At 58.5% G+C, this 23,518-nt stretch carries 21 protein-coding genes; 8 read left to right on the forward strand and 13 right to left on the reverse strand.

Annotation, left to right across the window (positions count from 1 at the left end; translation table 11 throughout):
- Positions 1-300 precede the first annotated feature (300 nt).
- The 3 genes from AC1ME2_RS21850 (at position 301) to AC1ME2_RS21860 (ending at position 4,354) form a co-directional block, all read left to right on the forward strand.
- Entirely contained in the window at positions 301-705 is a 405-nt protein-coding gene (locus tag AC1ME2_RS21850; protein ID WP_480436712.1) for a TraR/DksA family transcriptional regulator, read from the forward strand.
- Between the two features lie 342 nt (positions 706-1,047).
- Positions 1,048-2,553, forward strand: a complete 1,506-nt coding sequence (locus tag AC1ME2_RS21855; protein ID WP_480442272.1) for a methyl-accepting chemotaxis protein — start codon at positions 1,048-1,050, stop codon at positions 2,551-2,553.
- Positions 2,554-2,926: 373 nt separating this feature from the next.
- On the forward strand, positions 2,927-4,354 hold the full coding sequence (locus AC1ME2_RS21860) for a T6SS phospholipase effector Tle1-like catalytic domain-containing protein (protein ID WP_480436714.1): 1,428 nt from the start codon (positions 2,927-2,929) through the stop codon (positions 4,352-4,354).
- A 48-nt stretch (positions 4,355-4,402) separates the two neighbouring features.
- On the opposite strand, the gene AC1ME2_RS21865 is transcribed toward AC1ME2_RS21860, so the two are convergent.
- The gene (locus AC1ME2_RS21865; protein ID WP_480436715.1) at positions 4,403-4,639 is read right to left on the reverse strand and encodes a DUF2789 domain-containing protein; all 237 of its coding nucleotides are present in this window, start codon (positions 4,637-4,639) and stop codon (positions 4,403-4,405) included.
- 197 nt (positions 4,640-4,836) lie between these two features.
- On the reverse strand, positions 4,837-5,067 hold the full coding sequence (locus tag AC1ME2_RS21870) for a hypothetical protein (RefSeq protein WP_480436717.1): 231 nt from the start codon (positions 5,065-5,067) through the stop codon (positions 4,837-4,839).
- A 557-nt stretch (positions 5,068-5,624) separates the two neighbouring features.
- On the opposite strand from AC1ME2_RS21870, the gene AC1ME2_RS21875 reads away from it, so the two are divergent.
- Positions 5,625-6,071, forward strand: a complete 447-nt coding sequence (locus tag AC1ME2_RS21875) for a hypothetical protein (RefSeq protein ID WP_480442273.1) — start codon at positions 5,625-5,627, stop codon at positions 6,069-6,071.
- A 162-nt stretch (positions 6,072-6,233) separates the two neighbouring features.
- Here AC1ME2_RS21875 and AC1ME2_RS21880 read toward each other — a convergent pair whose 3' ends face one another.
- From AC1ME2_RS21880 to AC1ME2_RS21910, 7 genes are all read right to left on the reverse strand, one after another.
- Positions 6,234-6,611, reverse strand: coding sequence for a Na+/H+ antiporter subunit G (locus AC1ME2_RS21880; protein ID WP_480436719.1), 378 nt, complete (start codon positions 6,609-6,611; stop codon positions 6,234-6,236).
- Positions 6,608-6,886, reverse strand: coding sequence for a K+/H+ antiporter subunit F (locus tag AC1ME2_RS21885; protein ID WP_480436721.1), 279 nt, complete (start codon positions 6,884-6,886; stop codon positions 6,608-6,610). The genes AC1ME2_RS21880 and AC1ME2_RS21885 overlap by 4 nt, the downstream gene beginning before the upstream one ends.
- Positions 6,883-7,371: a Na+/H+ antiporter subunit E gene (locus AC1ME2_RS21890; RefSeq protein WP_480436722.1), complete on the reverse strand. Its 489-nt coding sequence runs from the start codon at positions 7,369-7,371 to the stop codon at positions 6,883-6,885. The genes AC1ME2_RS21885 and AC1ME2_RS21890 overlap by 4 nt, the downstream gene beginning before the upstream one ends.
- Entirely contained in the window at positions 7,368-9,050 is a 1,683-nt protein-coding gene (locus tag AC1ME2_RS21895; RefSeq protein ID WP_480436724.1) for a monovalent cation/H+ antiporter subunit D, read from the reverse strand. Before AC1ME2_RS21895 ends, AC1ME2_RS21890 begins: the two co-directional genes overlap by 4 nt.
- Positions 9,047-9,391, reverse strand: coding sequence for a Na+/H+ antiporter subunit C (locus AC1ME2_RS21900; protein WP_480436726.1), 345 nt, complete (start codon positions 9,389-9,391; stop codon positions 9,047-9,049). The genes AC1ME2_RS21895 and AC1ME2_RS21900 overlap by 4 nt, the downstream gene beginning before the upstream one ends.
- Positions 9,391-12,309, reverse strand: coding sequence for a monovalent cation/H+ antiporter subunit A (locus AC1ME2_RS21905; protein ID WP_480436728.1), 2,919 nt, complete (start codon positions 12,307-12,309; stop codon positions 9,391-9,393). Before AC1ME2_RS21905 ends, AC1ME2_RS21900 begins: the two co-directional genes overlap by 1 nt.
- Positions 12,310-12,991: 682 nt before the next feature.
- Entirely contained in the window at positions 12,992-14,026 is a 1,035-nt protein-coding gene (locus tag AC1ME2_RS21910; RefSeq protein WP_480442275.1) for a DMT family transporter, read from the reverse strand.
- Here AC1ME2_RS21910 and AC1ME2_RS21915 point away from each other — a divergent pair.
- Together AC1ME2_RS21915 and AC1ME2_RS21920 are read left to right on the forward strand one after the other, a co-directional pair.
- Positions 14,021-14,584, forward strand: coding sequence for a helix-turn-helix domain-containing protein (locus AC1ME2_RS21915; protein ID WP_480436730.1), 564 nt, complete (start codon positions 14,021-14,023; stop codon positions 14,582-14,584). The two genes, AC1ME2_RS21910 and AC1ME2_RS21915, sit on opposite strands and share 6 nt — an antisense overlap.
- Before the next feature lie 209 nt (positions 14,585-14,793).
- A complete protein-coding gene (locus tag AC1ME2_RS21920) occupies positions 14,794-16,233 on the forward strand; it encodes an FAD/NAD(P)-binding protein (protein ID WP_480436731.1) in 1,440 nt (479 codons plus the stop codon).
- 100 nt (positions 16,234-16,333) lie between these two features.
- Here AC1ME2_RS21920 and AC1ME2_RS21925 read toward each other — a convergent pair whose 3' ends face one another.
- From AC1ME2_RS21925 to ssuD, 4 genes are all read right to left on the reverse strand, one after another.
- Positions 16,334-16,768, reverse strand: coding sequence for a hypothetical protein (locus tag AC1ME2_RS21925; protein ID WP_480436733.1), 435 nt, complete (start codon positions 16,766-16,768; stop codon positions 16,334-16,336).
- 329 nt (positions 16,769-17,097) lie between these two features.
- Entirely contained in the window at positions 17,098-18,204 is a 1,107-nt protein-coding gene (locus tag AC1ME2_RS21930) for a sigma-54 interaction domain-containing protein (RefSeq protein ID WP_480436735.1), read from the reverse strand.
- Between the two features lie 8 nt (positions 18,205-18,212).
- Positions 18,213-19,400: an acyl-CoA dehydrogenase family protein gene (locus AC1ME2_RS21935; RefSeq protein ID WP_480436737.1), complete on the reverse strand. Its 1,188-nt coding sequence runs from the start codon at positions 19,398-19,400 to the stop codon at positions 18,213-18,215.
- Positions 19,401-19,464: 64 nt separating this feature from the next.
- Positions 19,465-20,604, reverse strand: a complete 1,140-nt coding sequence (gene ssuD, locus AC1ME2_RS21940) for an FMNH2-dependent alkanesulfonate monooxygenase (RefSeq protein WP_480436738.1) — start codon at positions 20,602-20,604, stop codon at positions 19,465-19,467.
- Positions 20,605-21,187: 583 nt separating this feature from the next.
- Between ssuD and ampC the strand changes: the two genes are divergently transcribed.
- Positions 21,188-22,378 (forward strand): class C beta-lactamase, encoded by a 1,191-nt coding sequence (gene ampC / locus AC1ME2_RS21945; protein WP_480436740.1) that lies wholly within the window; start codon positions 21,188-21,190, stop codon positions 22,376-22,378.
- Positions 22,379-22,486: 108 nt separating this feature from the next.
- The gene (locus AC1ME2_RS21950; RefSeq protein ID WP_480436742.1) at positions 22,487-23,407 is read left to right on the forward strand and encodes a LysR family transcriptional regulator; all 921 of its coding nucleotides are present in this window, start codon (positions 22,487-22,489) and stop codon (positions 23,405-23,407) included.
- Positions 23,408-23,518 lie beyond the last annotated feature (111 nt).

The following is a 23,518-nucleotide window of genomic DNA, read 5'->3' on the forward strand; positions in this document are numbered from 1 at the left end:
CACGTCGGTCAGACCGTCCTGTCGAGGGTGATGATGGTGTTGCCGTTGCTCTGGAAATCCCCGGCCAGAGCAGATTTCACGGGTGTTACGCGAGGCCGTGAACAGGCAGGCAGCAAGGCCGTTGCGCGACTTGTTGAGCAAAACCCTTTCAATTAGGTTGCCGAGTCCACACGCCGGCCTTAGACTGCCGCCCCTCATAAATTGAGTGCCAGGTGGCGCTTGGAGACGATGGCGCTTTTTCGGCAACGCTGAACCGCTCCTTAATTCGCCTTAATGCACGTATTTTTTATAGAGAAATCAATGACAAAGGACAAGTTGCTGGCGATGCCGGCCGATGACTACATGAATGCCGAGCAGCACGCTTTCTTCGTCGAGCTGCTGCAAGGCATGAAAGTCGAGATCCACGAGCGAATCGAGCAGAGCCGTATTGCTATCGAAAGCCTGGACACGCCTTCCGACCCTGCTGATGCGGCGTCGGTTGAAGAAGAGCGCCACTGGTTGGTGAACGTGATCGATCGTGATCAGCGCATGCTTCCTCAGCTGGAAATGGCCCTTGAACGAATTGGCAACGACAGCTTTGGCTGGTGCGAAGACAGCGGTGAGGCGATTGGCCTTAAGCGCCTGCTGATCAGCCCTGCTACCAAGTACTGCATTGAAGCTCAAGAACGTCACGAGCAGATAGACAAGCACCAACGTCAGGCCTGATAGGTGCTGGCAGTTGCTTTATGGGGGCATTCAACTGCCCCGATAGGGTTGTGCCTGTGGTTTTATTTTGAGCGAACCCTCGTCGTTCCAAGACTACCAATCGACCTAGTACTTGCGACCTACTACTTACCACTAACGACTCATGGCTAATGGCTGTTGTCTGGCGTTTAATACAGACAAATAACGATAAGCACAGGTGGGGTGATTAGCATGGCTGGTGACGGGTCTCTCGTGGGAACGTTGGCGTCGCAGGCTCAGTCCTCAAACCCTGCCCCTCTCAAAAGCTCAAGCTGGCTCACGCCCTTGTTGCAGAGTCTGGCCCTGTGTTTGTTGCTTCTGGCGATGGCGTTTACCGGCTTATCGGTTTACGCCTGCCTGCCGGTGGCAGTGTTGCTGGTCTGGTTACCGCGCCTGCTGACCGGTCAGTCCGCGCCGGTCGCGGACCTGGATACTGGCAGCGATATCACCGAGTTGACTCGCGATCTCTCCTACACCACCAGCCACAACGCACTGTCTGCGGCAGGTGTGGCTTTTTCCGTACGCCAGTTGGCAGGTAGAATCCAGTCTCAACTCGATGCCGCCGAGCAGATCGTCAGCAGCGCCGACGTCCTGATCACCACCGAGAAGGTGACTTCTCAGCTCAGCCTGCAAGCGCTTACAGCGGCAAGCGAAGCCCGGCAGAGCAGTGATGCCGGACGCAGCGTGCTGGCTGAATCCATCACCCGCATGCATCAACTGAGCAAGCGCGCCATCGGCAGTCGCGAGCTGATCGAAGCCCTCAGCCAGCGCAGCGAAGAAATTCAGCGTGTCACTCTGGTTATTCAGTCGATTGCCAGCCAGACCAACCTGCTGGCGCTCAATGCCGCCATAGAAGCCGCCCGCGCAGGCGAGCACGGGCGCGGTTTTGCTGTGGTCGCTGACGAGGTGCGCGGTCTGGCCGGTCGTACCGCCAGCGCCACTGAGGAAGTCGGGCAGATGGTGGCTGACATTCAGCAGCGCACCGGGCAAGTGGTCGAGCAGATCCGGCAACTGTCCAGTGATCTGGACAGCGGCGTGGAACAGGTCGAACACACCGGTAAGCATTTGGAAAACATTGCCCGCCTGGCAGCCGGGGTAGAAACACAAGTCAGCGAGATTTCTGCGGGTGCGCAGACCAATCAGGTGCAACTGAGCAGCCTGTTCACTGCCGTCGAGCAAATGCGCAGTGATTTGGCGATCAGTGACGAGCAGACCCGGCAACTGGCCAAGGCCGCCGTGCAGATGGAAGGACAGGCAGAGACCATCAGTGAGCGCCTGGCGCAGGTCGGGCTGGACGATTATCACCAGCGAGTCTATGACCTCGCCCGCGAAGGCGCCCGGCAGATAGCTGCGCAATTCGAAGCCGATATCGATCAGAACCGCATCAGCCTTGAAGATCTGTTTGATCGCAGCTACCAGTTGATCCCCAAGAGTTCTCCGAGCAAGTTTCAGACCCGTTTCGACCGCTACACCGATCAGGTACTGCCCTCGATCCAAGAGCCGCTGCTGCCGCGTCACGAAGGCTTGGTCTTCGCCATTGCCTGCACACCACAAGGCTATGTACCGACGCATAACAAGGTATTCAGCCAGCCGATGACCGGCGATATCAAGCTTGATACAACGCAGAACCGCACCAAGCGCAAGTTCGATGACCGCACTGGTATCCGTTGTGGCAGCCATCAACAGCCTGTACTGCTGCAAACCTACACCCGCGATACGGGAGAGCTGATGCACGACCTGTCGGTGCCTATCATGGTCAAGGGACGCCATTGGGGAGGCCTGCGGTTGGGCTACAAGCCCGAAGACCTGCCGCAGCACAAACGCGGGTAAAGGTTTTTCGACGAGTCAGGTGATTCCCCTTCCGTGGGTGACAGGCGTTACCCACGACATAAGTCTGCCGTTGATGATGGGGCTGTGCTTACGCTATTCAAATGAGTGCAGTCGTTAAGTCGTTTAATGGGCTTTATTGATCCTTCTTGCAGTATTTATTAGTTAATGGGCTCTCTAACTTCTCTGTTGCATGTGGGAAGCGTCTGAAGTGTCTTGAGTGTCTTGACGTCTGCGTATGGCTGAGCAAGCTGATTTAAATCAGAAGCGTTTATTGATTTAAAGCAGGCTGGTTTTCAGCGGCGCCATACAGGGCGGAAATATCATGAACTCGACAGACACATCCAAAAGAGGGGCTGGCAGCCTTGTCCCCCAAATGTGCCGCGTTACGCTGCGCATCGGCCTGTTCTTCGATGGAACAGGTAACAACCGGATCAATAGCCACATCGCGGCCCGTTGCCGCGCTCAGATCGCGATAAATAATTCACACATCAGTGAGTGCGGAGGGCGCCATACCGACCCTGCGAGTAGTTACAGCAATGATTTAAGCAATGTGGCCAGGTTGTATGAGCTTTATCGCAAGCAGCCCAACGTACAGGCCATGAAAAGTGGATTGAAAGCGTACTGGCCGATTTATGTAAGCGGCATTGGTACAACCTCTGGAAAGTCCGATTCAGTGTGGGCTGGCCAAAGTTTCGGACGTGGCAGCACGGGTGTCATTGCCAAGGTTGCAAACGGCGTCAAACAGCTTGGCGCTGTGCTTGATGCGTTCAAGGGCGAGAACCCTGGGTGCGTTATCGACGGGCTGGAATTCGATCTTTTCGGCTTCAGTCGTGGTGCCGCCGCCGCTCGACACTTTGCCAATGAAGTGTTGAAACAGGCAAAAGGTGCCCTTGGGCCTTTACTCGATCAGAGAGGAATCCCATGGAGTCCAGACTTTGCCTGGCATAACGCAAGCGTAAAACTGAGGGTGATCGGTCTGTTCGACACCGTCGCAGCCATAGGTGGCATCAAAGACTGGGGCAATATTCGGGACGCCAGCAACAGGGGGGTCAATCTCTACCTGCCTCCCGGTTCAGCGCAGCAGGTGTTGCATCTGGTCGCTGCCGATGAGCAGCGGCGCAACTTCGCCTTGAACAGCATCGCCCCGGATTGGCCGAGGGAGGTGGTGGTGCCAGGCGCGCACTCGGATATTGGCGGTGGCTATCATCCGCAGATGTGGGAAAAACTATTTCTGACCCGGCCACGCCGAAGCATCGTAAGCCTCGATACGAACTGCCGCGCCAGCCCTGCCTGGCTGGAAAGCGAGTCGGATCTGCGGGCGATAGACGCCAGTCAATGGTTTGATCCGCTGGACAGGGAAGCTTCGTTGCGCGTCGAAGGCTATGAGCGCTATCCCGGCGCTGGCAGCAACAAGGTCGGCGTGAAAGCGGTCCTGGCTGCGGTGAGCCTGGAACGTCGGGTCTTCGGCCATCTTTCCAGGGTCTACCTGCGGGTGATGCATGAGCTGGCCTGTGCCGAGGGGGTGCCTCTGGACCCGATACCGGACAACCCTGAGTTGAGTCTTGTACCCGAGCTGCAAGTGGTTGCGCAAAAACTGATTGCCTACGCCAAAGGCGATCCCTACACGCTCGACGAAAGTGAACAGCGCATGTTACGCCAGCGCTATATCCATCGCTCCGCTCACTGGAACGCTGCCGTCGGTAATGGCGGCAGCCTGAGTGACGCGGTTTTCATCCATGCGCCACAGTCTGGAGGGCGTGTTCATCACCCGAACGTCAGTCAGCCCGGCTATCCCCGCTGAGGTGGCTGCAATGAGGCCTGATCCCGGCTGACAGCTCGGTGTCAGGGCCTAGTTGACCTGATGCAATCGCTCATTGAGTTCATCCACAACGAGCGCCCATTCGGCGTCTTCGCGCAACTCTTCCTGGAGGAATCGCGCCTGTTGCGGTGTCCAGAATTCGGCCTCAGAGAGTTTGATGTTTTTTGGCAGAGGATGGCTGGCGATGAATGCATCGATACTGGACAGGTCGGATTCAAGGCCCAGTTGTTCGAACAGGGTTGTCAGCGTAGGCGTGATCAATTCCATGTTATCTCCTTGACGGGCAAAAACACCGTGCAGCAATGGGGGCCGTTACTAATAGGGCTGGCAACGTATCTGAGGCCAAGGCGCGGCAAGAGTTCGAGGGGATAAGCGAGCAGTGACAGATTTTTTTCGTACTCGATTCCGGGCACCGATTGCCAGCAACGATAACTGATGGGCACCGGCCCCGGAACGACAATGGGCTAGACGCTCAGACCGCCGGCATCGACCGCATCTTTCAAGGCCTTGGCAGCCTCTTTTGCGGCAGTCGCGGCGACATCAGCTGTTTTGAACCATCGGTCTTTTTCGACTTGATGGTAGCTGATAGCATTTTTTTCCTCTTTGGCGCGCATGACTATTACCGCTTGGAACTCACCTTCGATTTCCCTGGATTCACCCCAGACGAAGAACTCGCCGATATCAAATTCAGTCACTATTACCTTCCTGTGGATGACGAGTTGCTACTCTACGGTACGCAAGCGCATTGCCTGTTTTTTTGATTTTGGCGAGTATGGCAGTTGTTGGGGCGTGCAGGCTGGGTTTAGTGCCCACAATGACGAATGACCTGTTGTCGGGGCCAGGCGTCAACCGGCGGATGTCTGCTGCCAGTGATGCCCCCGGACGAAAGGTATATATCCGGTGGGGGGGGCTAGCCGGTAGAATCACGTTTTAATTCGTGAATGCGTTGCCTGATACTCTCTGGCAACCAAAAGCGTGATTTCCTGCAAGGCTGGACGCCAGTATGGCGAGACGCCAAGCCGGTTATCAACTAATCTTCTGCCCTAGGTTGTGGGCAGGTACCCTGGCCAGAAATTGACACTTTTCCTCGAAACGTCAGGGATGCTGGATCCAGGTCAGTCAGTATTTTTGTGCGACGAACATAGACAGCTAAACAGCTGTATCAAGGCCAGGTTTGTGCGGTGTCCGAACGCTATCGGACAAGATCATTTTCAAGTTTGAGGATTCTTCATTGGCAGTAAGTAATCTGGATATGCACGCATTATTCGTGCTCGGCGATCTTCGCGCCAAGCTGGTCAAGCAGTTCCAATCCCGTTTTGTTTATGTCACCGAGCAAACCGCCGAAGGCATTTACATTGCTGAAATCGATACCGAAACCGCGCTGGTGGTGGACGACAAGCCTCGTCTGGAACTCAAAGTGGGCGACCATTTTCGCGCTGCAGTATTGCCCAGCCGTGAAGGTGGCAAGTTCGAACTGAAGTTTCGCGATATCAAACTAACGGTCTATGGCCTGGGTGAGTACGCCTATGTCAATACGGCTGACGGTCACGGCATTTTGTTCAAGGAGGGTCATACCGTGGTCACGGTTTTTGCCGCCAACGAGCAGTTGCAAGGCACCTTGAGCAAGACCCTGAAAGCGGTTACCGGCAAAGCCGCGAAATGGCGTAAAGGCGAGCTGACATTCAAGGCCAGCGAATAAGGCGCTGATTGCGTCGTGTGATCACTCGGGTATTTGTGGTGTCTTTGCTGCCCTCTTCGCAGGCAGGCCTGCTCCCACAGTGGAATTGCGGTGTTCCTCCATCCTGTGGGAGCAGGCTTGCCTGCGAAGAAATACACGCGGTGTACCTGACACGCCCGCCAATCAGCTCCCGCCCGGGTCACTTTCGGGGTGACCGCCACTGACTTCAGGCGGCACGTCATCGCCCGCCATGCGTTTGCGAAACAGACCGGTACGGGCCAGCAGCAGGGTGGTGACGGGCACTGTGATCGCCAACAGTACCGGGATTAACCAGGCATGAATCACCGGTTCGGATTTCAGCGCTGAAAAATAGCAGATCGACGCCAGCGCCACGCACCACGCACCCAAGGTCGAGGCCAATGCGGGCGGGTGCATGCGCTGGAAGAAATCCTTCATGCGCAGCAAGCCGAGGGCGCCGGTCAGGGCGAACAGGCTGCTGGTCACCAACAAAACGGCGGTGATGATTTCGACCCAAAACGGCAACACGCTGAGCGAATTCATTCGATCACCTCACCGCGCAACAGGAACTTCGCCAGCGCAAACGAGCCAACGAAGCCGAACAGGGCAATCAACAGCGCCGCCTCGAAATACGTATCGCTGGCATAACGGATGCCCAGCACCAGCATCATCAACATGGCGAGGATGTACAGGTAGTCGAGGGCGAGTACCCGATCCTGCGCGGACGGGCCCTTGAACAGGCGAATCAAGGTCAACACCATGGCCATCACGAAGATGAACAGGCTCAGTAAAATGGCGTTGGAGAGCAGGGCACTCATTGGAAAATCTCCATCAATGGGCGTTCGTAACACCGCTTGAAATGCTCGATGAACTGCGCCTCATCGTCCAGATCGAATACATGTATCAGCAATACGCTACGGTCCAGTGCCAGTTCGGACCAGATCGTACCGGGAATGACCGAGCTGATCATCGACAGGGCTGCCAGACCATTGGCCTCACGCAAATCCAGCGGCACTTTGACGAACGCTGAACGGGGGGGGCGTCGTTTGGCGTTCCAGACCGCCCAGCCCACGGCAATGTTCGACGACACCACGTCGCGGCCTACCCGCAGGAACAATTTAAGCATCACACCGGGCCTGCGGATCCTCACTGGCAGGGGCCGCAATGGTTTCATCAGCAAGGGTGCTAAAAACCCGAGTACTGCACCGAGCAGAAGATTGCCAGGGCTGAGGGACAGATTCAGCACCAGCCACAGTAGCCAGAGCGCCAGCGATAGCCACGGGGCCGGGAGCAGACGTTTCATGGCTGCACCTCCTGAACGACGGCAGTGGTTGGCCCCGGTATTGGTCGGGTGGCCATGACGGACAGCACGTATTGCTGCGGATCATGCAGCACCGCCGCCGTGTCCTGGGTGTAGCGCAACAACGGCTCAGCCTTGAACGTGAGCACAATGCACACACCCAACAGGATCAGGATGGGCAAGCACTCGTTGCGTCGTAGCACGGGCGAGGGTCGCTCTCTGGGCGCCCAGAAGCGCTGAATCCCGACGCGGGAAAAAGCGATCAGCGAGGTCAGACCGGAGAAGACCAACAGGCCGATCAGGGCCCAACTGGCCCCTGAAACCGCCTCGTCCTTGGCCACATCCAGCCCCAGAGGGTTGAGCAAAGCGCTGAGCAGCGTCAGCTTGCCAATAAAGCCAGACAGCGGCGGCATGCCAATGATCAACAATGCGCAGGCGATGAAGCTCAGACCCAGGAAGGCCATGGTCCTCGGAATCACCTGGCCGACCACGGCTTTCTGTTCCTCGTCGAGGTTTATACCCGGCACTGGCGGCAACGATCCCAACGGTCGAGGCCGTTGATCCATGTCTTCAAAGAGGGGGATTTCGTTGGCCGAGCGCGAGCGTTCGATCAGTTCGGCCAGCAGGAACAGGGCGCTGAGCGCCAGGGTCGAACTGACCAGATAGAACAAAGCCCCGGCGGTCAGGCTCGGCTGGGCAAAGCCGATGGCCGACAGCAGGATGCCGGCCGATACCAGAATGCTCAGGCTGGCCATACGTTCCAGGCGTTGCGCGGCCAGAATGGCCACTGCGGCGCAGAAGATAGTCACCATGCCGCCGTAAATCAGCCAGTCACCACCAAAAAACGCTGAAGCGCCAGCTTGACCGGAAAACAGCAGGGTCCATAGCCGCAGCAGGGTATAGACGCCGACTTTGGTCATGATCGCGAACATCGCAGCCACCGGCGCGCTGGCGGCCGAGTAGGCCGGCACCAGCCAGAAATTCAGCGGCCACATGCCGGCCTTGGCCAGGAACGCCGTGGCGAGAATCGCCGCGCCGGCATGCAGCAGGCCGCGATCGGCTTCGGGCACCAACGGTATTTTTATCGCCAGATCGGCCATGTTCAAGGTGCCGGTAACGCCATAAATCATCGCCGCACCTATCAGGAACAACGACGAGGCCACCAGATTGATGGTGATGTAATGCAGGCCAGACGAGACCCGTGCGCGTCCAGAACCATGCAGCATCAGGCCATAGGACGCGGCCAGCAGCACCTCGAAGAACACGAACAGGTTGAACAGGTCTGCGGTGAGAAAGGCCCCGTAAAGGCCCAACAGCTGGATCTGGAACAGCGCGTGAAAGCTGGCGCCGGCCCGGTCCCAGCGCGCCAGGGCGAAGAGCAGCGCACAGACCCCCAGGATTCCAGTCAGCACCAGCATCAGCGCGGATAAATGATCCACCACCAGCACGATGCCGAACGGTGCTTCCCAGTTGCCCGGCAGGTAAACCCCGATAGAGCCGGTGGTGCCTGCCTGTTGCACCCAGACCAACAAACTGATCGATACCGCCAGCCCCAGCAGGGTTGAGAGCACATTGATCCGGGCTTTGAGCGGCCGATGCTTTTCGCCGAGCATCAGCATCACGGCTGCGGTCAACAAGGGCAGCAGAATGGGAGCGACGATCAGTTGATTCATCAACGTCATTTTTTAGGCTCCCGGCCATCCACATGGTCGGTGCCGGTCAGCCCCCGCGAGGCCAGCAGCAGGACCATAAACAGTGCCGTCATGGCGAAGCTGATGACAATCGCCGTCAGGACCAGTGCTTGCGGCAAGGGGTCTGTGTAATTGAGCAGGTCTTGCGGTACGCCGTCCTTGATGATTGGCTCTTTACCAATGAACAGGCTGCCCATGCTGAAGATGAACAGGTTGACCCCGTAGGACAGCAGGCACAGGCCCATCACCACTTGAAAGGTGCGTGGCCGCAGGATCAACCAGACACCCGAGGCCGCCAGCACACCGATTGCAATTGCGATGACTTCTTCCATCAGGCGGCCCCTTGCGTGGCTAAGGATTTTGGCAGCGAGGTCGGTCGATGGCTGCGCACCGACTGGTGAGCCAAGGCCGTAAGGATCAGCAGCGTCGAGCCGACCACCACGGCGTATACGCCGATATCGAAGAACAGCGCGCTGGCGAAATGGATATCGCCCAGTAGCGGTAACTGCAGGTGCGCGGTATGGGTGGTCATGAAGGGATAGCCGAGTGCCATCGAACCCAACCCGGTCAGCATTGCAAACAGCAGCCCTACACCAATCCAGCGCAGCGGACGCAGGCTCATTTGCGCCTCGACCCACTGGGTTCCGGCGACCATGTATTGAAGAATGAAGGCCACGGACATCACCAGTCCGGCGACGAACCCACCGCCCGGCAAATTGTGCCCGCGCATGAACAGGTACATCGACACCACGAGTGCGATGGGCAACAACAAGCGCACCAGCACCGCCGGCACCATCATGAAGCCCAATGCGGTGTCGCTGGCGCTACGCGGGTTGACCAGATCGGTGACCACATCACGCGCCAGCAAGCGTTGCTGGGCAGGCAGCGGGAGACTTTCTTTGGGCGGGCGGAAGCGTCTTAACAGCGCGAATACCGTCAAAGCGACCGCCGCCAATACGGTGATTTCACCCAAGGTGTCGAAGCCCCGGAAATCCACCAGCATCACGTTCACCACATTGCTGCCGCCGCCTTGAGGCAGGGCTCGGCTGAGGTAAAACGAAGAAATTGTATTGGGCGTTGGCCGGGTCAGCATCGCATAGGACAGCAGCGCCATGCCGCCACCGACCAGCACTGCCAGGAGCAAGTCGCGTAGGCGGCGCGCCCGGGCCCGGATGAGAGTGCTGGGCAGTGGCGCGACATTTTCGTTGCGGCGTGGCAACCAACGCAGGCCGAGCAGAATCAGTACGGTAGTGACCACCTCCACCACCAGTTGAGTCAGGGCCAGATCCGGTGCAGAGAACCAGACGAAGGTGATGCAGGTCATCAAGCCGCAGACGCCGACCATGGTCAGTGCCGCGAGACGGTGATATTTGGCCTGCCACGCGGCACCGAGGGCGCACGCAATTGCAATCAGCCACAGCGTCACAAACACCGCCGAGCCTGGGATTTTCGGTCTGTCGCCCCACGTCAGGCCGCTGTGATACAGCGGAATCATTCCGGCAATCAATGCGACCAACACCAGCAGGAACAGCTGCGCCTGCAAGCGGCGGGTGCTGATTTTTCGCTCGAAACGCCGAGCCCAGCGCATCATCAATGCCAGGCCGCGTTCGAACAGATGCTTGCCATTGAGGCGTGAAACCAGGGGTGGACCCGCAAATCGGCCTTGTTTGAAGGACGAGCGCAACAACAGGTACAGCACGATACCGCCGACCATGGCCAGCAGGCTCATGATCATCGGCGTGTTCCAGCCGTGCCAGATCGCCAGGTTGTAGTCGGGTAGCGTGCCGCCCACGACGGGCCGGGCTGCAGTGGCCAGCAAGGGGCCAACCGACTGCGCGGGGAAAATACCGACGATCAGGCAGACTAATACGAGCAGCTCCACCGGTGCGCGCATCCAGCGTGGCGGCTCGTGAGGCGTATGGGGCAGGTCGGTGGCTTTCGGACCGAAAAACACATCCACGGTAAAACGCAGTGCGTAGGCGACGCTGAAGGTCCCCGCGATGGTCGCGATGACAGGCAGGGCCATTTCGACCCACGCGGTAGAGGAGATGAACACGGTTTCGGCGAAGAACATTTCCTTGGACAGGAAGCCGTTCAGCAGTGGAATCCCGGCCATCGATGCACTGGCGACCATGGCCAGGGTGGCGGTGTACGGCATCATCTTGAACAGGCCACTGAGCCGTCGAATATCGCGGGTGCCACTTTCGTGGTCGATGATCCCGGCGGCCATGAACAGCGAGGCTTTGAAGGTGGCATGGTTGAGAATATGAAACACAGCGGCCACGGCGGCCAGCGGGCTATTGAGGCCCAACAGCAGGGTAATCAATCCCAGATGGCTGATGGTCGAGTAGGCCAGCAGGCCTTTGAGGTCGGTCTGGAAGATTGCCGCGTAGGCGCCCAGTACCAAGGTGCAGGCGCCAGCGCCGCCGACGATCCAGAACCATTCTTCGGTGCCCGACAATACTGGCCAGAACCGCGCCAGCAAAAATACCCCGGCCTTGACCATGGTCGCGGAGTGCAGATAGGCCGACACCGGTGTCGGTGCGGCCATGGCATGGGGCAGCCAGAAGTGAAAAGGGAACTGCGCGCTCTTGCTCAAGGCGCCAATCAGAATCAGTGGGAGTAAAACCGGATACAGAGCATGGGCGCGAATCTGGTCGCCAGCGGCCAGTACTTTGTCCAGGTCGTAACTGCCGACCACATGGCCGAGCAGCATGACTCCCACCAACAACGCAAGGCCGCCGGCCCCAGTGACCAGCAGGGCCATGTAAGCACCGCGACGGGCGTCGGCGCGATGGTGCCAGTAGCCGATCAGCAGGAAGGAAAAGAGGCTGGTCAGCTCCCAGAAAAATACGATCTGGATCAGGTTGCCGGAGATCACCAGACCTAACATTGCGCCCATGAACGCGAGGAAAAAGGCGAAAAAGCGCGGCACCGGGTCATCAGGTGACATGTAATAACGCGCGTACAAGGACACCAGCGCACCGATGCCTAGCACCAGCATGGAAAACAACCAGGCAAAACCATCCATCCGCAGGACGAAATTCAGCCCCAGGCTGGGTAGCCAAAAGAACTCCTGACGAATCACGCCACCGTCGGCGATCTGCGGGTACCACAGGGCGACCTGGATCGCGCCGATCAGATTCACGAGGCCTGCCAGGATAGATTCAGCGTTACGCGCATTGTGTGGCAGCAGGGCCGCCAGACAGCTGCCGATGAAAGGCAGAAGCAGCAGAACTATCAGGGACATAGGCTTCTAATCTGCGGGGGGGTGTCCGGGATCATACGTGGCAGGTCCCGGATCACCAACCAGCAAGCTGTGGCAGAATCCTACAGACTCTGAAGGTCAGGGCCGTTCGGGGCCCGGGTATTCGCGAATACATGTATTCCCACAGGTACGGCGCAAACCCTGTGGGAGGCCCCGCCGCGTCTTCGACGCTGCGCTGTCGCGCAGTAAACTGGGTTGCGATTTGTGTGTCGTGATCGGTGGTGGTGTGTCAGATAAGCCGCCTTCGCAGCGGGACGCGCAGTTGCAAGCCTGCTCCCACAGGTTTTTGATCTGCCTTTGGGATTTTGTGTGAATTGGCTGCCGAATTACGGCAAGGCCCCTTTTCCAGAAGGCCGAGCGCAGGCGTTGCGCAGGGGGTGACGAGGCAAGGATGCCGAGTAAGCCGCACGGGGCCAGGGACGGGCCCTTGCGGCGCCCCCCGGAGCAACGCCGGAGCGAGGGAAGTCCGAGCCTAAGCGAGGATCCGTATGGAGGGGCAAGCGTTTTGGGGTACCTTTTAGGCGCTTGTAAAAGGTTCCTCGCTGTAAAAGCGAAACCATAGGCCCAGCAACCACATATGTCGGATATTCACACGAAGCAAAGCGCCAAATTATTGTTTTTAAAGAATTAAAAAGCAGTTTGATAAGAGATTCTATGTTTGTGATCAATCCGTCTCGCCCAGTGCCTTCCTTTGATCCTCTTCTTCCACTGCCGCCGCCTTGGCCCGTAGCTTCAACTCGCTGACAATCACCCCTGCAACGATCAACGCCGCACCCAGCAGAGCGATGGCGGGCAGGCGCTCGCCGGCCAGACGCCCGGCAATTCCGGCCCATACCGGTTCACCGGCATAGATCACTGTGGCGCGGGTGGGCGAGACGGTTTTCTGCGCCCAGTTCATTGCGACTTGAATCGCTGCGCTGGCAGCACCAAGCCCCACTGCGCTGATCACCAGCAACCAGGAGAACGGTGGGAGTTGCTCGCCGGTCGGGACAACCATCAGAAACGACAGCACCGAGGCGGTTACCAATTGCACCACGGTCACCCGGCGCACATCGACCTTGCCGGCATAGGCACTGATCAGGATGATCTCGCCGGCAATCGCCACGGCGCTGATCACGGTGGCCATTTCTCCTGGGCTGAAATTCAGCGAGGCGCCATTGGGCCCGGACAGCAGCATCAACCCGGCGAAGGCCAGGCCGATGCCCAGGCTGGGCATCAAGCCCGGACGGCGCCCCAGCACCAGCCATTGCAACAGCGGTACGAAAGGCACATACAACGCAGTGATGAAGGCAGACTGGCTGCTGGGAATGGTTTGCAGGCCGATGGTTTGCAGGCCATATCCGAGCATGATCGATACGCCGATGAATACCCCGGCCTTGAATTCGAGCAGCGTCAGGTCGCGCAGAACGCGCAAGGAAAACAGGGCGACGATGGACGCCGCGGCGGCGAACCGCAGCCCGACGAAAAACAGCGGGCCACTGGACGTCAGTGCATGCTGCACCAGCAGGAACGTCCCGCCCCAGATCACGGTGATCAGGATCAATACAGCTTCTGCTTTACTGATTCGGGGAGTCAGGCGGGTAGACTTCATGGTATTCACCGGGCTATGGAGCTTGCGTGTGACAAAGGTGAGACGCAGAATGCGTCGAAAGTGGGCAGTATACTGCGCAAATTGAATCAGGCGAGCAATATAGTGCACAAAGACATCGCTCATAGAGCCCCGGTGCTGCAACACGTCAGCCAGAATGTGCGCCGGCTGCGCAACGCCGCAGACCTTAGTCAGAGCGCCTTGGCGGAAAAATCCGGGGTAAGTCGCAGGATGCTGGTGGCGATCGAGGCCGGCGAGAAAAACGTGAGTCTGGCAACCCTTGATCGGGTCGCCGAAGCGTTGGACGTGGCGTTCAGTGATTTGATCCAGGCGCCGGACGTACGCGATCCCAGCCGCATCAATGAAGTGGCCTGGGCGGGGCTGATCCCAGGGAGCAAAGCAGTGTTGCTGGCGAAAGCAGTGGCCACGCGTGAGGTCGAGTTGTGGGAGTTTTGCCTGGAGCCCGGAGAAGTTTATGCTTCGGAAGCCGACCCCGAAGGTTGGAGTGAGCAGGTCTATGTGTTCGAGGGCTGCTTGAGCATCGGTCTGGCGGATGTCATCCATCGTGTCGAAAGCGGCGAGTTCTACATGTTCGCCAGCAGTCAGGCCCATACCTATAGAAATGATGGGGCGGTGTCTGTACGGTTTGTGCGCAACGTGGTGCTCTGAGGGCTCCCGGACGGGTGTTGATGGCTCGACAACTGTTCACCGACCAACAGCGTTTGAACACTTTGTCAGTTTGCTGGCGTTTTTCATCGATTAATTTGCACCCAGCCGAAGAAAACCGGTCATTTTGATCAGGCACGGCCTGTGCAAGCTATCAGGCAGGCAGCACGTGTTGATGTGCTTTTTGAATGCGCACTTTTGAAGGAAAGGGAATGACCGAGCCGCACCCATCCCAGGCGATTCCAGCCGCCCTTACAGCCGATATCCTGATCGTGGGTGGCGGCCTGAGCGGCAGCATGCTGGCCACGCAATTATTGCGATTACCGGGCAAACGACGGATTTTGATTGTCGAGTCGCGCAGTGAGCTGGGGCGTGGCGAAGCCTACAGCGCGACTGAATTGGGCCACACCCTCAACGGCAACGCCGCACGCATGAGTGTCGAGCCGGACAATCCTGATGACCTGACCCAATGGCTGGGCAATTACATCGCTGCGGGCGGCTGGCCTGAGTCTGCCGAACAACAGGTGCCGCTGGCGGAGCTATTCCCGCCACGGGGCATTTTCGGTCTGTATGTGCAGCAACGATTGGCTGAGGCCCTGGCACTCGGCGCTACCCATGAATCGAGCCTGGAGCATGTGCGCAGCGAAGCCACCGATCTGCAAAGCAATGACGCAGGTGTGCGGATTACCCTGCGCGATGGCCGCCAATTACAGGGCACGTTTGCGGTGCTGGCCACCGGCATGTTTCCTGCTGCGCGAACCCCGCAACGTGAGTCCAGCGGGCTCAACGCGGCGTCGGTCGATCCTTGGGACGTTGATGCCATGCGCCAGCTCGACCCTCAGGCAAAAGTACTGATCATCGGCTCCGGCCTGACCATGGTCGATGCCCTGGTTTCCTTGCAGCAGGCCGGCCATCGTGGCCCGATCGAAGTGTTTTCCCGTCACGGTCTATTGCCCCATGTTCGCCGTCAGCCGCCTGTCTGGGTGGATTTTCTGGCCGAGGATCACAGCATTCGCAGCACGCGTCAGTTGCTGCGCAAAGTGCGCGAGCAGTGCGCGCAAGCGATCGCTGAGGGGATCGATTGGCAAGCGCCGCTGGATACGGTTCGCGCGCACATTGGCCGGCTGTGGCACCAGGCCAGTGACGTGCAGCGTCGGCAATTCGTTCGCCATGTGCGCCCCTGGTGGGAAAGCCATCACCATCGTTCACCGCCGCCAAGCGCAGCGTTGTTGGCGCGCCGAGTAGACGAGGGGCGGCTGACCATTCACGCCGCGTCATTGCAGGGGGTGGAAGTACTGTCGACAGGGCAGGTGCAGATTCGCATCCGTCGTCGCGGAGAATCTGAGGCGTCGCATGTCATTGGCGATGCCTTGATTAACTCCACAGGCATCGAATACGACTGGCGTCGGGTGGACCGTGCATTGCCTAAACAGCTTTTGGCACGGGGTCTTGTACGACCGGGTCCGCTGGCGCTGGGCATTGCCGCGCAGCCCAGTGGTGCATTGATCGATGCGCAGGGAGACGTCTCGCAACGTCTGTTCGCCATGGGCCCGCCATTGCGCGGTATGTGGTGGGAAAGCACGGCAGTGACCGACGTTGCCAGTCAGGCCAAAGCCTTGGCTGACCGACTGGTTTCACTGGGTAACAACTGACGCATAACAACGGACGCATAACAAAACGCCGCTCAGCCGATGACAGCTGAGCGGCGCTCCTTCACTTCACTGGGGTTCATTCAGCGCGAGTGAGCGGTCCTTATTTGATGCTGCTGATGCTGCCCTTGTTGCCGGTAACCTTGACGTTGACCTTCTTGAACAGGAGGTAGTTTTTAACGGTGACTTCGTAGCGAGGTGCGACGATCAGGTCGGAACCGGAGCTTTTCACGGCTTTGAAAGCGGCGGCAGCTTTCACTGCGGAGATCGGGTCAGGCAGGCCGATTGCGGAACCGCCCGCACCGCCGTAAGTAACGCCATCAGCGAACTGGGTATCGCCACCCACGCTCAGCCAGCCGAACAGAATCGTGGTAGACGATTCGCCGCTGATTTGTTCCCCGACTTTCACATTGGCTTTCAAGTCAGCAGTGACCGAACCGGCGATCGGAGCGGTTGGCTGGCTCATGTTATAGCTCACGCAGCCGCTGGTCGTTGCGATCAGGGTGGCGACAGCGGCAGCAAGGTATAACTTCTTCATGTGTGGTGACTCCTGGTGGTTAGTGCTTGGGCATAGATAAGCCGGCGCAACCTTAACGGGAGTCGATACCAGGATCTGTCAGACACTTCCTGTAAATATGAAGGTCTTGTGACTAGGTTTGGTCAGGATTTTCGTACGGTATTAAATAGTTAATAATTTTCCCCGAAAACACTGGGCTAGAGCGGTTGAAGAGACTTTTATTTCTGATCCGGACGCTGCGGTCCGGCACCTCTTTTTACCCCGTGCATCTGCTCATTTTCGTAATGGGCAAGCGTCCATCGACACGTAACCGCGGGCGCAGTCAGTACACCCAGGCACCCGATTGACGTTCAGATGGACAGCTGCAGCACCCGGTTACCCGGCGTATTTTCACTGGGGCGACGTTTGTTCACGGCCAGTTCGCCAATCTTGATCAGCCGGGTCCGCGTGACGTTGCGGCTCAAGCCGAGCAAGTTGGCGGTGTGCACCTGGTTGTAATGGCTAAAGCGATAGGCCGCACGCAACAGGGCGTCTTCGACTTTTTCGTGCAGGGCGCCAGCTTGCTCTTCGAACAGGGTTTGGAACGCTCGGGTCAGCAGCGCCTCGGCGGACTCGTCAACCGGTGCGGTGTCATCCTGGCGCTCGATGCGCATGTTCGACAGGCGCAGGTCGTCTCGCTGGATCAGCCCGTCGTGGCAAATGAGCAAGGTGTGGTGAATGACGTTTTCCAGTTCGCGGATATTCCCTGGCCAGCTGTAGCTCCTGAGCTTGTGTTCAGCGTCGGGGCTGATGCTGATCTTGCCGTAGCCCAGGCGTCGGCTATAGACCTCGATGAAATGCCGGGTCAATGGCAGGATATCGCCAGGACGCTCGCGCAGCGGGCTCAACTCCAGGCTGACCACGTCCAGGCGGTAATACAGGTCCTCGCGAAAATGCCCCGCATTGATGGCTTTCTCCAACTGCACGTTGGTGGCCGCCAGCACCCGCACATCAATGGGGATACTTTTGCGTGACCCCAGACGCACCACTTCGCGCTCCTGCAAAACCCGGAGCAGTTTTACCTGGATGGGCATTGGCAGATCACCGATCTCATCGAGGAACAGCGTGCCGCCATTGGCCTCTTCGAACCAGCCGGCTTTAGCGCTGAGGGCGCCGGTGAAGGCACCTTTTTCGTGGCCGAACAGTTCGGCCTCGACCAGCGATTCGGAAAAGGCTCCGCAGTTGACCGCCACGAAAGGGCGATTGCGCCGGGCGCTGAGGTTATGGATATGGCGCGCGACCAACTCCTTACCGGTGCCGGTCTCGCCAATGATCAACACGCTGGCTTCACTGGGCGCGACCTGCTGCACATGCGCCAACAGGGCCTGAGATTTCGGGTCCTCGAAGACCTGGGCGGTGGCCCGGATCGAAGTCGCCAAGGCTGGCGATGGGGGTAAGGTCAGAAGCTGCATGGGCATCTCTATCACTATGAGTAAAAGGTCGGGACAGGCAGAGTACGATTCAATGCCCATTCACCCAGCTCGTGGAGTTTGTAGTCCACGGGGTCGTGCAAGGTCTGAGTACGCAGATTGCGCCAATGCCGATCGAGGCGCAGGGACGCGTGGGTTGAGCGCGCGCCTGTCACCTCGAACAGCTTGCTACACAGCTCCAGGCCCTGGCGGGTGGCGGCGACTTTGGCGGTGGCGATGGCCGTTGCCAGATGGCCGCGCTCCTCGCTGCTCAGATCCGGACCTTTGGCCCAGGCAGCATCGAGCTGTTCGGCGGCCCGTTCGACCAACGACCGTACGCCTTGCAGCGCCACCCAGAACTCCCCGTAGTGCGCCAACACATATGGGTCCTGACGGATGTCCTCGGTAGCGGATTTGAACCAGGGGCGGGTTTCGGTGAGGGTGTATTGCCGCGCCTCATTGAAGGCGCCTTCAGCGATACCGAGAAACATATGGGTGAATGTCAGTTGCGCGATCAGCGGACGCAAGCAGGCGAAGGGCGTGCTCAGCGGACCTGGATCGAGGAGCAATTCCGACTCTTCGATCCGCACCCGCTCAAAGCTGGCATTGCCACTGTCGGTCTGACGCTGGCCCATGTTGTTCCAGTCTTTGTGCAGGGTGATGCCGCTGCGTCCGCTGGGGATGGCCGCGATCAGCAACTGGCCCCCAGCCGTTTCGTCCACGGCCGAGGCGATCAGCATCTGCGAATCGCTGGCCCCGGAGCAAAAGCTCTTTTTGCCAGAGAACTCCCGCCAGCCGTCGAATGTTTTGACGACAGTGCGGGTGTCCAATGGGTTGAGGGCGTTGCCCCAGAACCAGTTTTTGCGCGCGGTCTGCTCAAACCAGGGCTGCCATTGTTCCGGCTTTGCAAACAGACGCACGGTGGCCAACATCAAATGATGGAAGCCAAAGACGTGTGCGATGGAGCTGTCGACCTTGGCGAACTCACGAACGATGTTCAAGGTTTCACTCCAACTGCCCCCTAGCCCACCATATTGAAGAGGAATACTCAGCGCCAGCAGACCGCTTTTGCGCAGTGCATCGCGCTCGGCTTTGGGGGTGCCGCCACGCTCATCGCGCTCGACGGCGGTTTCGGCAAACTGCGCGGCCAGTTTTTGGGCTGTCTGTAACGGCGTGGACAGGGTGTTTTGCGGCTTGGCAGTCACACAGGCGTCCTCTAGGTGGCGTATGCAGGGTCGGGCGTGTCCAGCCTGTGTCAGACACAACTCATCACTTGGCCTGAGGCGGCAAATCATTGGCGATCATTTCGCCAAATGGACCGGTCAGGTTGGTGATCCCGCGTCCGGCCAGGCTCGCGTAGGGTTCGGGCAGCAGCGGGAACACCAACTCGGCGAAGCGGTAGGCTTCTTCAAGGTGTGGATAACCGGAGAAAATGAAACTCTCGATCCCCAGGTCTGAATATTCTTTGATCCGTGCCGCAACCTCTTGCGGGTTGCCCACCAGCGCGGTGCCGGCGCCCCCGCGCACCAGGCCGACACCGGCCCACAGGTTCGGTGCGATTTCCAGATTATCGCGGCGCCCGTCGTGCAGCGCCGTCATGCGCCGCTGGCCTTCGGAGTCAAAGCGCGAGAACGATTTCTGCGCGGCAGCAATGGTTTCGTCGCTGATGTGTTCGATCAGGGTATCGGCGGCTTTCCAGGCATCTTCGCTGGTTTCACGCACAATCACATGCAGACGGATACCGAAACGCACCGTGCGTCCCTTGCGGGCGGCACGCTCGCGAACGTCAGCGATCTTCTCGGCGACGGCGGCCGGCGGTTCGCCCCAGGTCAGGTAGACATCCACCTGCTCGGCGGCCAGTTCGTGTGCAGCCTCGGAAGAGCCACCGAAGTACAGCGGCGGGTAAGGTTTCTGAATAGGCGGGTACAACGCTTTGGCGTTCTGTACGCGCAAGTGCTTGCCTTCAAAGTCCACGGCTTCGCCTTGCAGTACACGACGCCAGATGTGCAGGAACTCGTCGGTGACTTCGTAGCGCTCGCTGTGATCGAGATAGATGCCGTCGCCTCGGTTTTCATCCGGGTCGCCGCCAGTCACCACGTTGATCAGCAGTCGGCCACCGGACAGTCGATCCAGGGTGGCCGCCATCCGCGCGGACACAGTCGGCGAGATGATGCCGGGACGGATGGCCACCAAATATTTCAGGCGCTCGGTCAATGGCACCAGCGCCGAGGCGATGACCCAGGAGTCTTCGCAAGAGCGGCCGGTGGGGATCAGCACCCCGTGATAACCCAGGTCATCCGCTGCCTGAGCCACTTGTTTGAGGTAATTCAGGGTAACGGGGCGAGCGCCTTTGGTGGTGCCTAGGTAATGGCCGTCGCCGTGAGTGGGGAGAAACCAGAAAACATCCATGACAAATCCTTAAGGCAATGTGCAGCAAATTTTTATGGACGCCGAACAACAGTGCGGCGCGTGTGCAATAGGGGAAAAATGTGCAGTCGCAAAAAATGGTGGCTCAATCGGCAATGGAACTCACAGGCCCTGAGCAAGAGCTGTACCAAGGGACAACCCCCGTGTTCCCACCCCAGGTAACGCTGGCTAACCTCAGTCTCGTGTTTGCTGACAATGCTTTTGTTGAATGGCTGTTGCCGGGCAAACAGTTGCTGGATCAACACTGCGTTGAGCGATGGCTATTTATAACGCCTTGTATTTATTCCGCAAAAGAACCTAATTCCATATTTTTATAACTTTTGCATATATGCGGGGGGTAGGTCTTATGCTCAGGGCCCAGCAACGCTTGCAGTACTGTCCTGCAGGACATGGCCCTGATCATTGAGATTGCACACGGTATGCGTGTCGATGTGCTTGTCGTCGAGCGTTCTTTTTGGGTCAGGGTGGCGCTCGTTGATGGAGGTTTACGCGAGGCTATCGGCTGTGAGGCCGCACTTATGTGATAATTTTCGCCGCCCAATAAAACCCTCCAAAGGACGACCGAATGCACCCAAATGGAAAACTCTGTGCACCGTTTCTCTTTCTTGCCTGCGCGGCTTTGTTCGGCACCTCCGCAGTTGCGGATACGGAAAAATCAGATGTCGACAACCTTGTGCAAGACGCCGCCCAGTCGATCATGCAGCAGTACAAGATTCCCGGCCTGGCTATCGCAGTTACCGCTAACGGTAAACAACGTTTCTACAACTACGGGCTGGCCTCTAGGGAAACCGGGCGAAAGGTCACCCGCGATACGCTGTTCGAGATCGGATCGATCAGCAAAACGTTCACTGCAACCCTGGCCACTTACGCTCAGGTCAACGGTCGGCTTGCACTCAGCGACCACCCCGGCAAGTATCTGCCGCAGCTCCAGGGCAGCCAGTTGGACAAGGTGACGCTGATCAACTTGGGGACTCATACGGCGGGAGGGTTTCCCCTTCAGGTCCCTGATGACGTCCAGAACGACGAGCAGTTGATGGACTACTTCAGGTCTTGGCAGCCCCCATTCGCCCCTGGCACCCACAGGACTTACGCCAACCCCAGTGTCGGCTTGCTTGGGATGATTGCGGCCAAGAGCATGAACATCCCCTTTGATGAGGCTCTTGAGGCCCAGCTCTTTCCGAAACTCGGCATGCACGGCAGCTACATCAATGTGCCGTCGAACAAGATGTCGCTCTATGCACAGGGCTATAACAAACAGGACGCTCCAGTCAGGCTTAACCCCGGAGTGCTTGCCGCCGAAGCCTACGGAGTGAAAACCAGCGCCCAGGACTTGATTCGCTTCGTCGAGGCTAACCTGAACCTTGCCCAGACAGACGCCACGCTTAAGCGCGCGATCGCTGATACCCATATCGGCTACTTCCAGCTTGGGCCGATGACCCAGGACCTGATCTGGGAGCAGTATGGCTACCCGGTGAAGCTCGATACGCTACTGGAAGGCAACGCTGACAAGATGGCTTATGAAAGTCAGGCGGCCACCGAGCTGATCCCGCCCCAGCCCCCGCAACAGGCGGTCTGGGTAAACAAGACCGGCTCAACCAGCGGGTTTGGAGCCTACGTTGCTTTCATCCCGGCGAAGAAGCTCGGCATTGTGATCCTGGCCAACAAGAATTATCCCAACGAGCCCCGGGTTCGTTTGGCGTATCAAATCCTGAGCAAATTGGATTGCTGCTCGCGAGCAGAGCACTCAGGCATCTAGCTGGGCCTGCCACCGACGTTCTTCGTGCAGGCGAGTGTGGGGTTTTAAACCTCGGTAGCTGATTTACGGATATCCTCGGCCTCATCGCGAAGCCGAGATCCGCACCCCATGCGCCACAAAAACCTCACCCGTCGTCTCGACCTGATCACCCTGCAACTGTTTGTCGCCGTGCACGAAGAGGGCACATTGACTCGGGCGGCTGCGCGGGAGGCGATTGCGGTGTCGGCAGCCAGTAAGCGTTTGATGGAACTGGAGGATGCGCTGGGCATTGGCCTGTTCGTGCGTAATGCTAAAGGCATGGCGTTGACCGCAGCGGGGGAAACGCTGCTGCACCATGCGCGGCGGATGCTGTTCGATGTGGAAAAAATCGGCCTGGAACTGGGCGAACACATTCAGGGTGTACGCGGTTATGTGCGGATGCTGGCGAACCTGTCTGCGATCATTCAGTTTTTGCCGGAAGACCTGCACGACTTCGTCTCCAACCATGAACAAGTGAAAATCGACCTCGAAGAACGCCCCAGCAACGGTGTGGTGCAGGGCATCGTTGATGGCGTGGCGGACATTGGGATTTGTTCGATGGACACCGACACCCAACGCCTGTTCAGCGTGCCTTATCGCAAGGACAAACTGGTGGTCGTGATGCGCAGCGACCATCCCTTGGCTGATCGTGATCAGGTGGCCTTCGCCGATACCCTGGACTATGACTATGTCGGCTTGCATGCGGCCAGTTCGATCAACATGCGCACCCACGCAGCGGCCCGTGCCTGCGGGCGGATAGTGCGCCTGCGGATTCACGTTCCGGGTTTCGACGCAGTGTGCCGGATGGTGCAGGCCAATATGGGCATCGGCATCCTGCCGCAAAAGGCGTATGAACTGTTCGGTCGCTCGCTGGGGTTGACGGCGGTGGCATTGAGCGATGATTGGTCCGAACGCACCTTGCTGCTGGTAACTCGCGACCAGGCGTCGTTGTCGCCGGTCAGCCGTTTGCTGTTCGAACACTTGCGCTGCCTGGAAAATCCCGCGAGCTAGACACGCCGCCTCAAGCCTTCGCGTTTCGCGAACGCCGCTTGCCAACAGAAGGTTGGATTGTTCTGTGCCGGGTCCTCTAGCCTTGGCTCACGTTCCAGGGCTTACATTCCA

The sequence above is a fragment of the Pseudomonas sp. ASL9 genome, from assembly GCF_056680335.1.